Below are 14,900 nucleotides of genomic sequence, written 5' to 3'. Positions count from 1 at the left end.
CGTACCTCCTCGCAATTACAGCCTATGACATATAAAAACCACAACCAAAATTCCTTATTTTTACAATCCGAATGATTGCTTAAATGAAAAACCATTATGAAATACTGGGTGTTACCCCCAATTGCTCGCAGGCCCAAATAAAAAAGGCTTACAGGCTTTTGGCGGTAAAGTACCACCCTGATAAAAATAATGGCGACAAAGACAGCGAAGAAAGCTTTAAGGAGATATTAGAATCCTACATCATACTAAGTGACGAAGAAACAAGAATTGAATATGATTATCTTAAAGGATTTAAAAAAGGCCGCAGGGTATACAGCGAACCCGGTAAACCATCGCCCGTAAAATTCCTTATACAGATTAAAAAAATTAAGGAAGCCGTAATGAATGCCGGTGGGCACATTAACAAAACAGCACTCTACAGGGTAATTGACAACCTGCTGAACGACGAAAACATTTACCTCCTGATAAGAAAACAGGACATAGGTGTAAATCACCTCATAATAGATGAAGCGCTTACCTGCTGTATCTTCCTTAACGAAGAGAACAGGCCTGCAATACATGAAAAGCTTATTAAAATTGCTGATGGCAATGTACGCATGCTAAACAGGATAAAACTCATTAGCACGGTACGCCCTAACAACGATACCAAAACAGAAAAAAAGAACATCCAGGAAATAAAGGACAACCCTCCTTCCCGTACGGCTATATTTATGTTCCTGCTGTTTGTGTTATTGTTTATTTTCTTTTTGTATATGCAAAATCGGTAGCTTTTTTTCTCACAAATTATAAAATAATAATTGATATATTTATATAACCTCTTTTCATTTAGATTCTATAAATATTTGATTAATTATGATATTACTTTTTATAATTGTATGGTCTCCATTTCTCATTTTTTATATTTATTGGCTAATAAAGAAGAAACCTTATAAAAAACTTTTCTAAACAATGAATCATAATGCCAAATCCATACGCCCCTTTATAGGATCTAAAGACTTTGAGGTTTCGCGCAGTTTTTACCGTGACCTTGGTTTTAAAGAAAAGGTATTATCTCACAATATGTCGGTGTTTAAAAGCGGAAATCAGGCTTTTTACCTTCAGCGTGCCTATATAAAAGACTGGATAGACAATACCATGGTATTTATGGAAATTGATGATGTAAAAAGTTTTTGGGATAAACTGGTTACTTTAGGCCTTTCTGAAAAATATGATGGAGTGCGATTAGTACCTATTCGCGAGATGGATTGGGGCAGTGAATGTTTCGTGCATGACCCGAGTGGAGTTTTATGGCACTTTGGAGAATTTTTTTAATTTTTTCCGACATACAAAAAATTCTTCTAAACACCAGTAATTATAGGTACTACGAAGAATTTCAACTAGTTATCCAAAATTAAATTTCACTTAAGAAACTACATTTAAAAGGTAAATTATAATTTATTAATTAAATATTCGTTAATTTTGTATTATCAATTGCTGTAAAAATAATTAACCTTAGGTTAATTTTTGGCACGGTAATTGTAAATAATTAATTAAATCTCAGGATTTTAATTTTGAGGTTTGTTAATAATTGGTTGGTTGGTTTGTTAAGTCCCGTTATTCTCCCAGAATAGCGGGATTTTCTTTTTAACCAGCTAAAGGTTAGAATTTTAGAGCTTTTAAAAAACTAAATCTTTGTTTTTTAACTTTGTTTTAACAAATCTGCAAGCTGCCCTGTAAGGTTCTTACGCGAATACTGCTGTAAACCTATAGGATGTGACTTTAAACTACCTTCTGTAAACTGTTTAAAATAGCCTTCAATAGCCTTTTTAAGCAATTCTTTTTCATTATATGTTACAAACATCCCTGTATTGGTAGCCTTAATTATCTGTGCAAAATCTGCACCATCCGGCCCTATTGCTAGTACAGGCCTTTCAGAAACCATATACTCAAATAACTTACCCGGAATGATGCATCGGGTATCAGGTGAATCTATTTCCACCAAGAGTAATACCTGCGATTTACGCTGCTGTGCAATAGCCTCGTCATGCGAAACATATCCCATGGCGTTTACATAATCAGACAATCCGTATTTCTCAATAGCATTAAATACTTCCTGACTAACAGCACCTATAAGCTTTAGTTCAAACTTCTCTTTAAAGGCTTCATTTTCATTAACAAGTTCCGCCAGCGACTGCCATAAGATTTCAGGATTACGCTCTGATAGAAAAGAGCCTATATGTGCCAGTGTAAATTTTTCATCAAGCGGCTCTTTAGTAATCTTTTCCATATCATAACCATTGGTAATTACAGATACGGGGTTATCGGTTAAGGCTTCAAACTCCGCCTTAGTGGTAGAGCTGGTTACTATTACCTTGTCAGCCGTGTTTAGTACAGCCTTTTCCATATCCTTATGCCTCAGCTGCGATTTAGCAGACAGCTTAAGTTCCTTATGATAGCCTATGGTTGTCCACGGATCCCTAAAATCGGCTATCCATTCCACTTTAAGCCTCTTCTTAAGCTCCATGCCTATTAAATGAAGGCTGTGAGGCGGACCTGTAGTGATAATAGTATCTATTTTATTTTCTAAAATATAATTCGACAAATAAGTTACCGAAGGCCTTACCCATAATACCCTTGCGTCAGGAATAAACAAGTTACCCCTAACCCACAGCATTAATCGTTGCAATGCCGACTGCTTCTTTTTATCCGGGATAATACCCGAGCTTATCTTTTTGGTATTCTTTTTAGAAAATACCGATGCCCAGCCATAGGGCTCAATTATATTGTTCCTAAGGATTTTTGTACCGTAGCTCACCTCCCTCTGTAATCCTTCATCAATTAAAGGATAAGTCGGGTTTTTAGGTATATAGACAATGGGTTCAATACCAAAATCAGGAAGGTATTTTACAAACTTAAGCCAACGTTGTACACCCGGCCCTCCCGCAGGAGGCCAATAGTAGGTTACTATAAGTACTTTTTTGTTAGTTCCTTTGTCCATTAAAACCTATTCCTTTTCAGGTTGCGGAGTTTTTTTCTTTTTAAGATAAACACCTGCAACCACTAACAGTATCATAACTATAAAACTTATAAGCGTTATGGTACTTCCTGTTTTTACAACCTGAGGTTCAAATTTAAACTCTATGGTGTGTTTACCTGCCGGAACATACATGGCACGTAGTACAAAATCGGCCTGGAAGTGTGTTGCCGGTTTATCGTCTATAAAAGCATTCCATCCTTTCGGATAATATATTTCTGAGAAAACAGCTAAACCGTCGTTTGCATTATCAGTCTTATATCTGATATAATTAGACTCATGTGTTACAAGGTTTATTGTTGCCGTACTGTCTTTTACAAAAGATGTTTTACTTAACTCTTTGCCAAATTTGGTTTTGTTAACTACAGCTACATTTTTAGTATCTAGGTTATCCAAAGATTTCATTTCCTCATCCGGTGTTGAAACTTCCTTAACAGAGCTCACAAACCAGGCACTTCCGTTAGCATTCGGATTCTCAACCGGTATATCCTGCCCGTCCTGAGACTGTAGCAGCACATACTTAATATTAAGCATATCCAATATAGGAAGTGACTTGTCAAAACTCATCGTTTCAGGATTAACAGCCGTAAAAAGGGATGAAAGATTACTCTCAACGTTATAAGTAAACAACTGATCTGTTCTTTGTGGTCTTACTGCGCTATACCCCCCTATTGACTGGTGGAAGTAAGAAGTTCTTCCTTGTAGCCTTGCATATGGTTCATAGACCCTGTAGTTAGTGGTATCCTTAAGTATATATTCATCTGCCGGAGTAGCATCAAAAGGTTTGTCAACCTGTCTTGCACTCTTAAAGTTGGATTTATTTACATAGTTCTGGTCGATAGCAAAAAGATCGATAACCATTAGGCAGCATACTACCAAAACAGCTGTCATATCACTTATTTTCTTACTTACAAACAACCATAGTGCAGCTGCTGCAATAAGAATAAACGCTCCGGACCTTAACAGGTCTGAACTATACATTTGTGCTCGCTGTACCTTTAATGCTTCAACAAAATCAGGTCCCATTTGTCCGTACATCTGTCTTATCTGCTCATCGCTTCCTCCTGTAAAATCAAACGAACCTTTAAACAGGAACAGCATAACTAAAATACCTAAAACGCTACCTGCTGCTATATAAAGCGATTTTAACTGTTGTTCCTTTTCTGATTTAAAGAAGGACTGTAATCCCATTATTGCAAGCACAGGGAAACATAATTCCAGTATTACCTGTATAGATGATACTGCTCTGAACTTATCATATAGCGGTACATTATTGATAAAGAAGTTTGTAAGCCCCGGAAAGTTTTTACCCCAAGAAAGCATAAGCGACAATAAAGCTCCTGCCAAAAAGGCATATTTTATTTTACGCTTATCTATGAATAAGGCCAGTATCGCTAAAAAGAATACAATAGCACCTATATATGCCGGAGCCTCAACTATTGGCTGATCACCCCAGTAAGTAGGTACATTGGCTGCAAATTCCCTGGCTTCAGCCGGAGATGCCCCTACTCCAAGTATAAATTCATACATGTGAGACCCTTCGCCTACATCCTCGCGTGCACCGCCACCAAAAAGCCTTGGTGCAATAAGGTTAAAGCTTTCAGCCTTCCCATAGCTATATTCGGTAATATAACTATAATCCATGGCTGATTTTGTGGTGTTTTCACTACCGTCAGGATTAAAGGTAAGCTCGCTTTTACTTCGCATACTGAAACCGGTATACTCTGAAGTAGCCATAAGATTAGTGGCATTTGCACCAAAGGCCAGTATCCCGGCAACAACAAACACACCTATCGCTTTACCCAGATGTTTAAATTCTTTATCCTTAATTATCTCAATTATAAAATAAACAGCCAGTATCAATAATAACAGTAACAGGTAGTAGGTCATCTGGAAATGGTTGGCATTAATTTCGAGTGCCGCAGCAATCATGGTGAGCAATCCGCCCACTACATATCTTCGCTGGAAAACCATTATAACCCCCGCAACAACCATAGGCATATAGGCTATAGCATGTGCTTTTGCGTTATGCCCAACTCCAAGTATTATAACGAGGTAAGTGGACAAACCAAAGGCAAGCGCACCAAAAAAGGCCTTAAGCGGACTAACCCGTAAAGCCATCATAAGTATATAAAACCCTAAAAAGTAAAGGAATAAATAATCTGCAGGACGTGGAAGAAAACGTAAAACACTATCAATTTTCTTGATATAGTTATGCGGGTAATTTGCCCCTAACTGATAAGTTGGCATACCTCCAAAGGCACTGTTTGTCCAGTAAGGCTCCTGCCCCATCTCTTTCCTGAAGTCGTTTTGCTCTTTTGCCATTCCGGTGTACTGAACAATGTCTGACTGGAATATTTTTTTACCCTGTAAAACAGGATAAAAGTAAATAAGCGAAACAACTACAAAACCAACAATAGCAATCAGGTGCTGATAGGTCTTACTGATATTTTTCATATACCTTTTATTAATTTCTTTTCCTTTACGGATTTTTGATTAAACGCCGTGAAGATACTTAATTTCATTAAAAATACTGCCATAAGACAGTAATTAATAAAAGGGTATAAAATAAAAAATCCCTCCATTAAAGAGGGATTATGCTTTATTTAGTCAATTTCTTCGAAGTCAATATATTCGCCTACTTTTTTACTTTCTTTAGGCTGTTCTTCTTTTTTTACATACTGCTGCTGAGTATTGGTATTCTGGTTGTAATATTCTTGTTGCTTACCATAAAAATTCTGCTCTGCCTTCTTAACAACCTGCTGTATAAGTACAGGCGCCAGTAAACGCATAATAAACCTAAGTGAATAATAAATTACTATAATCCAGAATATCGTTTTTAATAAACCTGTAAAACTTGCAGTATCCATTGTAATAACTTTTTCTCAAAATTACGGAATCTCTTCCTTAAAAATAAATTACCTTCCTTAAAATAATAAAATATACTACTTTTGGGAAAATGTAATTTATTACTTTCAATAAACGAGCCAAACATGAATTTTATTAAAAAAATTTTTCCGCTTGCCTTACTACTATCATCTGCGTGCTTACATGCACAATATACCGATCAGATAAACTCTAACCGACCGGGAAAATCCATGTCAGGATTTGCAGTTGGTAAAACTGTTTTACAACTTGAATCGGGCCTTTATGGTATTTGGGAAGACCACGATATTTTAAACTACGATGCCAAAGGTGCAGGACTGGATTTACAGCTTCGCTATGGTGCATTTCTTGAGGAACTGGAGTTTATTGCCGATGTGCAGTATCAGTTTGACTGGTATGATAACGCACTGCAAACCACTACCCGTAACGACTTTAAAACATTTATATTAGGAGCTAAATACCTTATTTACGATCCTGATAAAAACTATAATCCGGAACCAAACTTATACAGCTGGAAAGCCAATCATAAATTTAAGTTGAGAAACCTTATACCTGCCGTAGCTGCTTATGCCGGAGTAAACCTTGTAGGTGGTAAGAGTGTGTATACTTTCCCGCAGGATAAGGTTAGTCCGAAAGTTATGATTATTACCCATAACCACTACGGGAGATGGGTTTGGGTAAACAATATTATTGCTGATAAGATAACTACCGAATACCCCAGCATAGGATTTATCTCTACACTGACACACGGATTTAATGACAAATGGTCAGCTTTTGGAGAATTCCAGGGATATAGCAGTGACTATTACTCCGATGCTATTTTCAGATTAGGAGCTGCCCGCCTGTTGAGTGATAATTTACAAGTTGATGCTTCCATAAGTAAAAACTTTAAGGATACTCCTTTCATTTTATACGGAGGTGTAGGTATATCATGGCGCTTTGATGCCGATTACAGAGATATACTTTTACCTGGTAAAGCTGAGTTTGAGGAAGAAAAGAGTAAAGAAGAAGAGAAAAAAGATAAGAAAAAGGACAAAGAAAAAGAACGCGTAGACGAATTTGAAACAGGAGAAGATTAAATGATTACTATAAAAGAAGCTAAAACCAAAATCGAATTAAAAGACTTTGTAAAGTTTTCGTTCGACTTATATAAAGATAACCCGTATTGGGTTCCGCCAATAATAGCCGAAGAACTTGAAAGTTTTGACAAGACAAAAAACCCTGCATTTGAAAATGCCGAGGCTAAATTCTACCTGGCCTATAAAAACGGTAAAATAGTAGGAAAAACAGCTGCCATTATCAACTGGCAGGAAGTAAATAACCAGCAAAAAAGAAAAGTACGCTTTGGGTGGTTTGATGTAATTGACGATATTGAAGTTACAAAAGCACTCCTTGAAAAAGTATACGAATATGGCCGTGAACACAATCTTGACCACGTAGAAGGACCTATGGGCTTCTCTAACTTAGATAAAGTAGGTGTACTAACCGAAGGGTTCGACCAGATAGGCACCATGATTACATGGTATAACTATCCTTACTACAAGGAACATTTTGAAAAACTGGGCTTTACAATTGAAAAAGAGTATAGGGAAAGTATCTTCTCTATGACTGATGTGGATCCAGCCCCTTTTAAAAAAGCAAGCGAGCTTATCAGAAAAAGATACAACCTTAAGTCGGTAAGCTTTACTTCCACAAAAGAGGTTATGCCTTATGTAGACAAAATGTTTAAGTTATTTAATACTACTTATGAAAGGCTTTCATCGTTTGTAGCTATAAGTGATGTACAAATAGAGTACTTTAAAAAGAAATATATTGGACTTATCAATCCGGAGTACATAAAATTTGTAATGGATGAAAACGATAATATGGTAGCATTTACGATAGTAATGCCTTCTTTTTCTGAAGCACTTATAAAAGCTAAAGGCAAACTGTTCCCGTTTGGTTTTATCCACCTTTTAAAGGCACGTAAAAGCAGCAGGGACGTTGTTTTTTACCTTATAGGTATTGACCCGGAATATCAGAACAAAGGCGTTACAGCCATTATTTTTGATGACTTCCATAAGGTATTCACTAAAAACAAGATAGAAAACTGTATAAGGACTCCTGAGCTTGAAGAAAACCATGCCATGAACAACCTGTGGAAAAACTTTAACCCTATTATCCACAAACGCAGAAAGACATATAAAAAGGACTTATAGGCTAACCGTTAAGTCTTGTAAACAAAAAAGCCTCCTTAAATAAAGGAGGCTTTTTTATTTAGTATATTTTAATTACTCTGCAGAAACGTCAACTGTTGTCTGCTCAGCAATTTTCTTATAAGTACCATTTACAAGTTTCTCACGGATAGCTTCATACGCAGCAAGCGTTATGTTGATATCTTCCATAGTATGAGTAGCTGTAGGGATCATTCTCAAAAGGATGATTCCTTTTGGTATTACAGGATACACAACTATAGAAAGGAAAATACTGTAGTTTTCACGAAGGTCATTTACCATTACCATAGCTTCAGGAATACTACCTTCAAGGTATACAGGTGTAACACATGTATTAGTATCTCCAATGTTAAAGCCACGCTCTTTTAATCCGTTTTGTAATGCATTTACATTTTCCCAAAGCTTGTCTTTAAGCTGTGGAGTTGTTCTAAGTAAATCCAAACGTTTTAAAGCCCCTTTCACTAAGATCATTGGTAATGATTTAGCAAACATCTGCGAACGTAAGTTATATTTAAGAAAATCAATAACGTCTTTATCAGCAGCGACAAATGCTCCTATACTTGCCATAGATTTTGCAAACGTAGAGAAGTAAACATCAATACCATCCTGGCATTCCTGCTCCTCACCTGCTCCGGCACCTGTTTTACCAAGTGTACCGAAACCGTGTGCGTCATCCACTAATAACCTAAAGTTGTACTTCTCTTTAAGAGCTACAATCTCTTTAAGTTTACCCTGCTGCCCTCTCATACCAAATACACCCTCGGTAATTACAAGAATACCTCCGCCTGTAGTCTCGGCCATGTTAGTAGCACGCTCAAGGTTTTTCTCTAAACTTTCTACGTCGTTATGCTTGTATGTAAAACGCTTACCCATGTGAAGACGAACACCGTCTATAATACATGCGTGAGAGTCTACGTCATATACAATAATGTCGTTTTTAGAAACAAGGGCATCAATAATAGACACCATACCCTGGTAACCAAAGTTTAATAAATATGCCGATTGTTTGTGTACAAATGCTGCAAGCTCCTGCTCCAACTGTTCGTGAACAGATGTGTGACCAGACATCATCCTTGCACCCATAGGGTATGCAGCACCAAATTCGGCAGCTGCCTCAGCATCAACTTTTCTTACTTCAGGGTGATTTGCTAATCCAAGGTAATCGTTTATACTCCAGTTAATAACCTCTTTACCGTGAAACATCATTCTGTTTGCTAAAGGGCCTTCCAGTTTAGGAAAAACAAAATAACCTTCAGCTTGTGAAGCCCATTTTCCTAAAGGGCCTTTATTTTTTTGTATCCTGTCAAATAAATCTTTTACCATTGTTTTAGAAATTTTTCTATGTTTAAAAAAACGCACCAAAAGTAATTATTATATCCATACCTTCATAATAATTTTCAAGAATACGTGTAACAAATATACAGTTAATGTTACTTATTTGTTAAGGACGATGTATATATTTAAGCATCAAATCAAAATCAAAACAATATTAACAACCAAAATCAATCAATTTTATGGATTCTCAAAAAGTAGACATGTTCATCATGATGAACGGTAAGTATTTTAAAGGCGAACATTTAAACTATATTCGCGAAAGACTGTTAATGGCAGACGAATCGAAATGGGCCATGATTCAGTCACTGGATCTAAAAGACCCTACAACAATACTAATAGTATCAATAGTAGGTGGCGGACTGGCAATTGACCGTTTTCTTATAGGTGATATCGGTCTTGGTGTAGCCAAACTGCTTACCTGTGGTGGCGCTGGTATATGGACAATTATAGACTGGTTCCTTATTATGGATATTACCAGAGATAAAAACATGGAAAAACTTCAGGCTTTTCTTTAATAAATTATGACAAGAAACAGGCTATATCTGATTTTAGTAACAGTATTTACAGCGGGTTATTTTTATACAGCATGGTCTATATTACATATACACCAAAATAATAACCTAACCTTCTGCCCTGTTAAAAACATAACAGGTATAGCCTGCCCTTCTTGTGGCAGTACCCGTAGCATTATTGAGATATCAAAAGGCAATTTTTACGATGCCTTACTGCTCAATCCCTTCGGATACATTATAGCAGCCGGATTATTGGTTTTACCGCTCTGGCTTTTATACGACATTCTTTTTAAAAAAGATTCTCTTTACAAAAGCTACCTCAGGTTTGAAAAAACACTTCGCATAAAATGGGTAGCTATAATTTTAATACTGTTAACCATAGCCAATTGGGGCTGGAATATTTGCAAAGGATTATGAATAACACAATACAACCGCAGGCCATACACCCAAATGAATATGAACAGGCTTCTAACGGCTACTTAATGGCTGTCGTTGCCGTAATGGGTGGATTACCTTTACCCATAATAAACCTTATTGCTTCCTTTGGTTATTATCTTGCCAAACGAAAGGCTTCTAATTTTATAAGATGGCATGCCATACAGGCGGTACTTGCACAATTAGTATTGGTCCCTTTTAACAGTTTGGCATGGGCATGGAGCATCGGTATATTTATAAAGTTAGAAGTTTTTGAACATAGTTATGACGATAATCAACACTTCTTCTCGCTGTTTAACGCCCTAACAACCCCTTACATCATTTACATGTCGTTTATAATTCTTTTTAATACCTTTGAATTCTTCGCTGTAATATACACCGCAGCCAGAGTAAGAAAAGGGCATAACGTGCGTTGGTTATTAATCGCCAATATAACTGACCGCCTTTGTTCAAAGGAAAAAAGAGATATTTACAACATATAATTATGAAACTTGTTTTTGCTTCAAACAATAAAAATAAAATACAGGAAATAAGACACCAACTTCCAACAGACATAGAACTTTTAAGCCTTGCAGACATAGGATGTTTTGAGGATATTCCCGAAACAGCCTATACCATAGAAGGCAACGCCATCCTGAAAGCAAATTACGTTACCGAAAAATACGGCTATAATTGTTTTGCTGATGATACCGGACTTGAAGTAGAGGCGCTAAATGGTGAACCCGGTGTATACTCAGCACGTTATGCCGGAGAACAAAAAGATGCAAACGATAATATGGATAAGCTTTTATCCAATCTTAAAGGCAAAGAAAACAGAAAAGCGTTTTTTAAAACCGTAATTGCCCTAAACCTTAACGGAGAGCAACACCTGTTTACAGGAATTGTAAATGGTGAAATCACTACCGAAAAGGCAGGAGATAAAGGTTTTGGCTATGATCCGGTATTTAAGCCTGTAGGATTAAACCTTACATTTGCGCAAATTTCTATGGACCAAAAAGCTAAACTAAGCCATCGCGGCAGGGCCGTACAACAACTCATCGCCTTTTTAAAAAATTAACTTGTTGATTTTCAATAATTTTAATATAAATAAAACTGCTTCAGCCATTAGTTTATCTCGCTAATAAACAGTACCTTTGCAGCTATTTTAAAATTATATATGAATAAATTTGAACAATTAGGATTGAATGAATCGCTGCTGAGGGCGATAAACGATCTAGGATTTGAAAATCCGTCGGAGGTACAGGAAAAGGCGATTCCCCTATTATTGGAAAAAGACACAGACATCGTAGCATTAGCACAAACGGGTACAGGTAAAACTGCTGCCTTTGGTTTCCCGCTAATTCAAAAGATAGATGCCGAAAATAAGAATACTCAGGCTTTAATTTTATCTCCTACACGTGAGCTTTGCTTACAGATTACTAACGAGATAAAATTGTACTCTAAATACGTTAAGGGACTACACACTGTTGCTGTTTATGGCGGGGCCAGTATTACAGAGCAGGCAAAAGAAATTAGGAGAGGTGCACAAATTATTGTGGCAACACCGGGTAGAATGCAGGATATGATTAACCGCGGATTGGTTAATATTACTCAAATAGATTACTGTGTACTTGATGAGGCAGATGAAATGCTTAACATGGGATTCTATGATGATATCGTTTCTATTCTTTCTACTTCACCTACAGACAAAAGCACATGGCTTTTCTCGGCTACAATGCCACAGGAGGTTGCAAGGATTGCACGTGAGTTTATGAGAAAACCACTTGAAATTACGGTAGGACACAAAAACTCAGGTTCATCTACGGTTTCACACGAGTTTTACCTTGTTAATGCACGCGATCGTTATGAAGCATTAAAACGTCTTGCAGATGCTAACCCTGATATTTTCTCGGTTGTTTTCTGCCGTACAAAAAGAGACACTCAGGCTGTTGCCGAAAAACTTATAGAAAACGGATATAACGCCGCCGCATTACACGGAGACCTTTCTCAGGCTCAACGTGACGCGGTAATGAAATCATTCAGAAACAGGCAGATACAAATGCTTGTTGCTACCGACGTAGCTGCAAGGGGTATTGATGTTGATAACGTAACTCACGTAATTAACTACCAGCTTCCTGATGATATTGAAACCTATAACCACCGTAGCGGACGTACAGGTCGTGCAGGTAAGCTAGGTACATCAATCGTTATTATCACTAAGAGCGAGCTTCGTAAGATTAATGCTATTGAAAGGACTATTAAACAAAAGTTTGAGGAGAAATCTATCCCTTCAGGTATCGAAATTTGCGAAATACAGCTTTTCCACTTAGCAAACAGAATTAAAGACGTTGAAATAGACCACGAAATAGACTCTTACCTTCCTGCAATTTATGAGGTTATGAAAGACCTTACTAAAGAGGAGCTTATCAAGAAAATGGTATCGGTAGAGTTTAACAGGTTTATCAACTACTACAAAAAGAATAAAGACCTTTCTGCACAAAAAGGCGGAGAAGAAAGACGCGATTTCAGTGCCGGTAGCGGTGCGGTTCGTTTCTTTATCAACATAGGGTCAAGAGATGATTTCGACTGGATGAGCCTTAAAGATTTCCTTCGTGATACACTTGGACTGGGTCGTGATGACATCTTTAAAGTGGATGTAAAAGAAGGTTTCTCTTTCTTTAATACAGAAGCAGAACATGCCGAAACAGTAATGGATACATTTAACAGCATGCACCTAGAGGGCAGAAAAATAAATGTGGAAATTTCTAAGAATGATGGCGGTTCTAACAGCCGACGCAGAGACCACAACGGCAGAAGCAGCGGCGGTAACTCTAACAGAGGCGCGAGAGGTGAACGTAGAAGCGATTCTTTCGGAGGCGGAAGACCACCAAGAAGAGACGGAAGAGATGGCGGTGCTCCCAGAAGAAAGGACAGCAACAGTGGCTCTCGAGACAGAAAACCCAGAAGAAGCAATTAATTTATTTAGATAAATTGTATACTAACTACAAAATATCGCGTTTGTTTATTACTTTTACCTTACTAAAGCGAACAATGAGATATTTTGTAGTTATTTTATTTTTAACACTGTCGTTCCCTTCTTTTGCACAGGAAAAGAAGCAGGAAGACTCAACCAGTGTTAGTGGTACTATTGTAAACAATTCAAACATGCTGCCACTTGAAAACGCAACGGTTATTAATGTTAACTCCGTAAAAGGGGTAGTTACCGACAGTAAGGGGTATTTCACTCTCAACGCTAAGGTAAACGATACAATACACATAACACTTATAGGTTTTCAGCCCATTAAGGTTCGCGTTACTAACGACTGGATTAAAAATACTACCTCAACAAAAATTCCGCTTACAGAAAAGGCTTATGCCCTGGAAGAAGTGGTAATTAATAAATACGGACTTACCGGCTACCTTCAGGTAGACTCCAAGCTTGTACCTGTTAAGGAAAACCATCGATATAGTATTTCCGGACTTAATTACGGTTATGAAGGAGGCCCTAAATCGCCTTCCTCATTCAAAAAGATTATCAGCTCTGTATTCAACCCTGCCGATTTCCTGCATAATGTATTTGGCAAAAAACCAAAGGAAATGCGCAGGTTAAGGGAAATGAAAAAAGATGATACGGTAAGAAACCTGTTAGCTACTAAGTTTGACCGTGAAACACTTGCTGCACTTTTAGGCGTTATGCCGGAAGACATTGCAGAAATACTTGAAAACTGCAACTATTCAGAAGAGTTTATAAGAACTGCTAACGACTTACAGATTATGGATGCCATAAGCAGTTGTTATGAAGAGTACAAAGCCCTTAACAGGGATAAAAACTAAACTTCCTGCTCCAGGTATTTCTTAGTTATAAAATCTATATCCTTTATCGATTTACGAGTCCAGTCTATCCTTTTTTCAAGAATCTCCTCTTCAGTTAACTGCCATTCAATATCCGACTTTCTCAATCGGCTGGTAATATTTTGTATCACTATCGCTGCAGAGGATGAAATATTAAGACTCTCTGTAAAGCCAACCATAGGTATCTTTAAAAAGCCGTCTGCCCTTTCCATAACCTCTTCGGAAAGTCCCATCTTCTCAGTCCCGAAAAATATGGCTGCAGGCTGAGAAATATCAAAATCATCAAGCATACACGACTCCTCGTGTGGTGTTGTGGCAATAATCCTGTAACCTTTAGCTTTTAAATCATCTATACAGTTTGTTGTTGTGGCAAATCGGTTTACATCTACCCATTTTTGGGCTCCCAGTGCAATTTCCTTATCAATACGCTTACCGTACTTCTCCTCTACCACATTAAGCTGCTGCACCCCAAAAACCTCACAGGTTCTCATTACAGCACTAGTGTTATGTAGCTGAAAAACATCTTCTATAGCTATGGCAAAATGTTTGGTGCGATTTTGCAATATCTTAATAAAGTTCTCTTTTCTGCTTTCAGTAATAAACGTTTCTAAATAATCAAGATAGGCTTTATCACAGGTATTTTTCATTATAAAGGTAAATGTTAAGAATCTTTTA

General features: G+C 37.2%; 15 protein-coding genes. 10 read left to right on the top strand and 5 right to left on the bottom strand.

From position 1 onward, the window contains the following. Nucleotides 1–83: 83 nt before the first annotated feature. Both NU09_RS10090 and NU09_RS10085 read left to right on the top strand, forming a co-directional pair. Nucleotides 84–767, top strand: coding sequence for a J domain-containing protein (locus tag NU09_RS10090; RefSeq protein WP_129751161.1), 684 nt, complete (start codon nt 84–86; stop codon nt 765–767). 181 nt (nt 768–948) lie between these two features. Continuing rightward, entirely contained in the window at nt 949–1,311 is a 363-nt protein-coding gene (locus NU09_RS10085; protein WP_129751160.1) for a glyoxalase, read from the top strand. A 367-nt stretch (nt 1,312–1,678) separates the two neighbouring features. Here the strand turns inward: NU09_RS10085 and NU09_RS10080 are convergent, their stop codons facing one another. The 3 genes from NU09_RS10080 to NU09_RS10070 all read right to left on the bottom strand — a co-directional run bounded on the left by NU09_RS10080 (nt 1,679) and on the right by NU09_RS10070 (nt 5,883). Then, entirely contained in the window at nt 1,679–2,977 is a 1,299-nt protein-coding gene (locus tag NU09_RS10080; RefSeq protein WP_129751159.1) for a glycosyltransferase family 4 protein, read from the bottom strand. Nucleotides 2,978–2,983: 6 nt separating this feature from the next. Beyond that, a complete protein-coding gene (locus NU09_RS10075; protein WP_129751158.1) occupies nt 2,984–5,470 on the bottom strand; it encodes a YfhO family protein in 2,487 nt (828 codons plus the stop codon). A 149-nt stretch (nt 5,471–5,619) separates the two neighbouring features. Further along, a complete protein-coding gene (locus NU09_RS10070) occupies nt 5,620–5,883 on the bottom strand; it encodes a DUF4834 family protein (protein ID WP_129751157.1) in 264 nt (87 codons plus the stop codon). A 123-nt stretch (nt 5,884–6,006) separates the two neighbouring features. Here NU09_RS10070 and NU09_RS10065 point away from each other — a divergent pair, with 123 nt between their 5' ends. Beyond that, on the top strand, nt 6,007–6,978 hold the full coding sequence (locus NU09_RS10065) for a transporter (RefSeq protein WP_129751156.1): 972 nt from the start codon (nt 6,007–6,009) through the stop codon (nt 6,976–6,978). Beyond that, nucleotides 6,979–8,097 (top strand): GTP cyclohydrolase, encoded by a 1,119-nt coding sequence (locus NU09_RS10060; protein ID WP_129751155.1) that lies wholly within the window; start codon nt 6,979–6,981, stop codon nt 8,095–8,097. It abuts the gene before it with no gap. Nucleotides 8,098–8,169: 72 nt separating this feature from the next. Here NU09_RS10060 and NU09_RS10055 read toward each other — a convergent pair whose 3' ends face one another. Beyond that, nucleotides 8,170–9,435 (bottom strand): aminotransferase class I/II-fold pyridoxal phosphate-dependent enzyme, encoded by a 1,266-nt coding sequence (locus tag NU09_RS10055; protein ID WP_129751154.1) that lies wholly within the window; start codon nt 9,433–9,435, stop codon nt 8,170–8,172. Between the two features lie 191 nt (nt 9,436–9,626). On the opposite strand from NU09_RS10055, the gene NU09_RS10050 reads away from it, so the two are divergent. The 6 genes from NU09_RS10050 to NU09_RS10025 all read left to right on the top strand — a co-directional run bounded on the left by NU09_RS10050 (nt 9,627) and on the right by NU09_RS10025 (nt 14,207). Continuing rightward, nucleotides 9,627–9,962, top strand: a complete 336-nt coding sequence (locus NU09_RS10050; RefSeq protein WP_129751153.1) for a TM2 domain-containing protein — start codon at nt 9,627–9,629, stop codon at nt 9,960–9,962. Between the two features lie 6 nt (nt 9,963–9,968). Continuing rightward, nucleotides 9,969–10,376, top strand: a complete 408-nt coding sequence (locus NU09_RS10045) for a DUF2752 domain-containing protein (RefSeq protein WP_129751152.1) — start codon at nt 9,969–9,971, stop codon at nt 10,374–10,376. Continuing rightward, nucleotides 10,373–10,876, top strand: coding sequence for a DUF4870 domain-containing protein (locus NU09_RS10040; protein WP_129751151.1), 504 nt, complete (start codon nt 10,373–10,375; stop codon nt 10,874–10,876). The genes NU09_RS10045 and NU09_RS10040 overlap by 4 nt, the downstream gene beginning before the upstream one ends. Before the next feature lie 2 nt (nt 10,877–10,878). Further along, complete coding sequence (locus tag NU09_RS10035) at nt 10,879–11,451, top strand: non-canonical purine NTP diphosphatase (protein WP_129751150.1); 573 nt, start codon at nt 10,879–10,881, stop codon at nt 11,449–11,451. Nucleotides 11,452–11,550: 99 nt separating this feature from the next. Continuing rightward, nucleotides 11,551–13,350: a DEAD/DEAH box helicase gene (locus NU09_RS10030; RefSeq protein WP_129751149.1), complete on the top strand. Its 1,800-nt coding sequence runs from the start codon at nt 11,551–11,553 to the stop codon at nt 13,348–13,350. 74 nt (nt 13,351–13,424) lie between these two features. Then, nucleotides 13,425–14,207 (top strand): carboxypeptidase-like regulatory domain-containing protein, encoded by a 783-nt coding sequence (locus tag NU09_RS10025; protein ID WP_129751148.1) that lies wholly within the window; start codon nt 13,425–13,427, stop codon nt 14,205–14,207. Here the strand turns inward: NU09_RS10025 and NU09_RS10020 are convergent. Beyond that, nucleotides 14,204–14,872, bottom strand: coding sequence for a TrmH family RNA methyltransferase (locus NU09_RS10020; protein ID WP_129751147.1), 669 nt, complete (start codon nt 14,870–14,872; stop codon nt 14,204–14,206). The genes NU09_RS10025 and NU09_RS10020 overlap by 4 nt on opposite strands. Between the last annotated feature and the right edge of the window lie 28 nt (nt 14,873–14,900).

It is taken from the genome of Flavobacterium beibuense (genome assembly GCF_004151245.1).
Taxonomy (GTDB): domain Bacteria; phylum Bacteroidota; class Bacteroidia; order Flavobacteriales; family Flavobacteriaceae; genus Flavobacterium; species Flavobacterium beibuense_A.
Note: the sequence above shows the minus strand (reverse complement) of the source record. Positions and strands in the feature narration are given on the sequence as shown.

Excerpts from the sequence above, each read along its gene's own strand:
- NU09_RS10090 (WP_129751161.1), top strand. The coding sequence starts at position 84 with ATGAAAAACCATTATGAAATACTGGGTGTTACCCCCAATTGCTCGCAG.
- NU09_RS10085 (WP_129751160.1), top strand. The coding sequence starts at position 949 with ATGAATCATAATGCCAAATCCATACGCCCCTTTATAGGATCTAAAGAC.
- NU09_RS10080 (WP_129751159.1), bottom strand. The coding sequence starts at position 2,977 with ATGGACAAAGGAACTAACAAAAAAGTACTTATAGTAACCTACTATTGG.
- NU09_RS10075 (WP_129751158.1), bottom strand. The coding sequence starts at position 5,470 with ATGAAAAATATCAGTAAGACCTATCAGCACCTGATTGCTATTGTTGGT.
- NU09_RS10070 (WP_129751157.1), bottom strand. The coding sequence starts at position 5,883 with ATGGATACTGCAAGTTTTACAGGTTTATTAAAAACGATATTCTGGATT.
- NU09_RS10065 (WP_129751156.1), top strand. The coding sequence starts at position 6,007 with ATGAATTTTATTAAAAAAATTTTTCCGCTTGCCTTACTACTATCATCT.
- NU09_RS10060 (WP_129751155.1), top strand. The coding sequence starts at position 6,979 with ATGATTACTATAAAAGAAGCTAAAACCAAAATCGAATTAAAAGACTTT.
- NU09_RS10055 (WP_129751154.1), bottom strand. The coding sequence starts at position 9,435 with ATGGTAAAAGATTTATTTGACAGGATACAAAAAAATAAAGGCCCTTTA.
- NU09_RS10050 (WP_129751153.1), top strand. The coding sequence starts at position 9,627 with ATGGATTCTCAAAAAGTAGACATGTTCATCATGATGAACGGTAAGTAT.
- NU09_RS10045 (WP_129751152.1), top strand. The coding sequence starts at position 9,969 with ATGACAAGAAACAGGCTATATCTGATTTTAGTAACAGTATTTACAGCG.
- NU09_RS10040 (WP_129751151.1), top strand. The coding sequence starts at position 10,373 with ATGAATAACACAATACAACCGCAGGCCATACACCCAAATGAATATGAA.
- NU09_RS10035 (WP_129751150.1), top strand. The coding sequence starts at position 10,879 with ATGAAACTTGTTTTTGCTTCAAACAATAAAAATAAAATACAGGAAATA.
- NU09_RS10030 (WP_129751149.1), top strand. The coding sequence starts at position 11,551 with ATGAATAAATTTGAACAATTAGGATTGAATGAATCGCTGCTGAGGGCG.
- NU09_RS10025 (WP_129751148.1), top strand. The coding sequence starts at position 13,425 with ATGAGATATTTTGTAGTTATTTTATTTTTAACACTGTCGTTCCCTTCT.
- NU09_RS10020 (WP_129751147.1), bottom strand. The coding sequence starts at position 14,872 with ATGAAAAATACCTGTGATAAAGCCTATCTTGATTATTTAGAAACGTTT.